General features: G+C 62.8%; 4 protein-coding genes. 2 read left to right on the plus strand and 2 right to left on the minus strand.

Features of this window, described 5'->3' with window-relative positions; translation table 11 throughout:
- Together Q4P21_RS06770 and Q4P21_RS06775 are read right to left on the minus strand one after the other, a co-directional pair.
- On the minus strand, positions 1–1381 hold a 1381-nt coding region (locus tag Q4P21_RS06770), incomplete at its 3' end, for a helicase-associated domain-containing protein (RefSeq protein ID WP_303388035.1).
- A gap of 17 nt (positions 1382–1398) precedes the next feature.
- A complete protein-coding gene (locus tag Q4P21_RS06775; RefSeq protein ID WP_303388036.1) occupies positions 1399–1638 on the minus strand; it encodes a hypothetical protein in 240 nt (79 codons plus the stop codon).
- Positions 1639–1838: 200 nt separating this feature from the next.
- Between Q4P21_RS06775 and Q4P21_RS06780 the strand changes: the two genes are divergently transcribed.
- Entirely contained in the window at positions 1839–2219 is a 381-nt protein-coding gene (locus Q4P21_RS06780) for a cold-shock protein (RefSeq protein WP_207344984.1), read from the plus strand.
- A gap of 11 nt (positions 2220–2230) precedes the next feature.
- Positions 2231–2746, plus strand: coding sequence for a DUF3027 domain-containing protein (locus Q4P21_RS06785; protein ID WP_303388037.1), 516 nt, complete (start codon positions 2231–2233; stop codon positions 2744–2746).
- Positions 2747–2864 lie beyond the last annotated feature (118 nt).

Genomic DNA, 2864 nt, shown 5'->3' on the forward strand with positions numbered 1-2864 from the left:
CGCGGGTTGCAGCGGTGATGAAGTACCGAAGAGATTGTGGCACAGCTGTGCTGCAATGGTGGTGTAAAAAATCGAGGATTGCGTGTTCATCCAGGCCTGCACGGACGGCGCTCTCCAACGAGTCCTGGCTGAAACGGTAAATGCCGGCCGTGCCATGACCCTCAGGGGTTGCCATGAGTTTGAGTTGTGCGGCCACGGCCGGTACCAGGAACCCTGGGGCAACTGCTGTCAGGTCGCCCTGGATGAGGAAATGCTCGATCGGCGCTGGCAGCAGCCCGCCCACGCAGGCGGCGGCAGCGCCCCAATCTGCATTGGCTGCTGCAAGCCCCGCGTTGGAGAGCGCACCTGCGCCCGTGACTCCCAACAATTCAAGCTCGGCCAGGATGCCCGGCAACTGCAGGGCCATCTGCTCGCTTTGGCGCGGATGCAACCACGTTAAGAAGGAGAGCAGACTCGCTTCGGTCGGGGCGGTGATGGTGTGAGTGCTTGTGCCGGGGGCAGCTGCCGCTTGGCCGTTCAGTTGGGCCAGTGCTGAAACAACGTTGCGGCGCCACGTTGCCCCATGCCGGTGCGGCGTGGCCGGAGCTAATGGCCTTGTGATGCTTGGGGGCTGTGTGGTTGGCATGGCTTGCCGATCGTTGTTCAGCCAGGCCTGCACCAGCACGATCCATTGCCCTGGGCGGGCCGCCGCGTTCTCGGGCGTTGCGGTGACCTGCCACTGCCGGGCGGTGCTGTCCAGAGTGAGCAGCCCTGCCGAGGCAGCCAGTTCAAGGTAAAAGCACACCTGCGCTTCGTCCGTCAATGTGGATTTGGCCAGCATTCGCAAGGTGCGCAGGCCAACGGCCCCACCGCGCAACGAGTCAATACCAGTGGTTGAGACTGCATCGAGCAGTGTGTCCATGCCGCGCAGGAGCGAATCGATGGCCCCGGCTGAGGCGTTGTCCCTCATTCTGGCCCGGACCGGGACGGATTCTGAAGGTGGCGGCAGGGGGCGAAGCGGCACTTCTACAGCGAACTTGCCGCCCAAGGCGTGTGCCACGGTGGCGAGGGAAAGGAAGTGGCGGGTGCCGGCGTCGTACTCCAACTGCTTTTGCTCGGGAGGACCTTGAAGCACAAGAGCCAACTCATGCAGCCCGGGCAGGAATGGGTCATGGAGGACGGATGGGGTGCCGGCGTGAAGCGCGGCCAGAGTCTGCAGTTGCGGGACGTTGAGCCCGTCCAGGGCCAGCTCGATGCTCGCCCACGTGGAAAGCCGTGCGGCCAGGGCGGCGAAGTCGGGCACGGGTGGGGCCATGGCATCAGGGCGCAGAAGCAACAGCCGCAGCAGCCCCGCGTCGGAACGGGCAGCCAGTTCTGCGGCAAATGCGGCCAATGTGCCCATGGGTGCGGTGGGAAAAGTTAGAGCCGGCGTCGGATGGACACCGACCGCAGGATGCTGGCGCCCATCATCAAGAATGCTGCCGGAAGGGCGATCATGGCGATCCAGTTGAACCCGGGCCACGGGGTGCCGCCGGCCCATTTGCTCAGCAATACCACGATCAGGGCGACAAGCGCGGCAAGGGCCAAGGCCATTGCCGTGTAGTTGAAGATCTGCCATCCACGGTTCACGGTTTGCGGGGCAGAAAAAAGTTGGCTCATGAACATAACGCTAACAGCGGACAGGTTCGGCACAAAGCCGCGGCAGTTTGCCCGACACGGTAACCTAGAAGCGAGTAGGGCTGCACAATCCGTGACTGAAGGCACCGGCCGAACAATTCACGGCCCCGTCCAGAGCGAACATGTTTCGCATAGGCACAGGACACGGCTCGCCGCAACATGATTCTTAAGGGGTAAAGCAAGTGCCTATCGGCAAAGTGAAGTGGTACGACAACGAAAAAGGCTTCGGCATCATCGCTGCCGACGACGGCCGTGAAGTTTTCCTGCGCGCAAACGCCTTGCCTGCGAACGCGGGCGACATCAAGCCCGGCATGCGCATGGAATTTGGTGTCGCCGATGGACGCAAGGGCGCCCAAGCCATGGCTGCAAAAATCCTTGATCGCAGCGCTTCCGTTGCCAAGGCGAAGCGGATGCCCGCTCGCGACCTGGCCCCGATTGTGCAGGACGTGGTTTCCTTGCTGGAAAGCTCCATTGGATCCCTGACCAACGGCAAGTATCCTGACGGCGACGCGAGCAAGATTGCCGCAGCGCTGCGCAAGGTTGCCGACAACTTCGACGCATAACGGTGCCCAACATGACCGAACTTCCCGACGAACCCTCTACTCCTAGCGAAATTCCGCGCCCCGGTGTTCCGGTTTGGCGACTGGGAAAGCCGGATGCCTTCCTGGCTGCAGACGTGGCCACTGCGCGCACCGCCGTGCAGGAGATTGCAGGTCCAGATGACGTCGGGGAGCATCTCGGTGCCCGCAGTGAGGGCATCCGTTGCGTGAGCCACTTGTTTGAGTCAAAGAAGCCCGGATATCAGGGTTGGGTGTGGTTCGCCACGCTCTCCAGAGTGGCACGGGACAAGGGTGCCACCGTCAATGAGGTCGGGATGCTGCCCACGAACGACTCCGTGCTGGCTCCGGCCTGGGTGCCTTGGTCTGAGCGCGTGCGGCCTGAAGACACGGAACACGAAGCGCCTCAGCGTGTTGTAGCAGCGGAGAATTCGGTTGCTGCAGACGAAGCTGAAGCTGGTGCTGATGGGGTTGACGAGGCACGCCCTGCCGAAACTGCTGGCCAGGACGACGGCGACAGCGGACGCGCATAAGTAAAAGACATATATAAGGGAGTGGGGCCCCCCCGCAACCGGCGGGGCCCCCACCCCTTGAATGTGGCCGTGGGGGGTAGATGGTTTGGCTCAACGAGTCGTAGCCCCTTGTGACCGC

The sequence above is a fragment of the Arthrobacter sp. genome (genome assembly GCF_030540645.1).
In the GTDB taxonomy this organism is placed as follows: Bacteria; Actinomycetota; Actinomycetes; order Actinomycetales; family Micrococcaceae; genus Specibacter.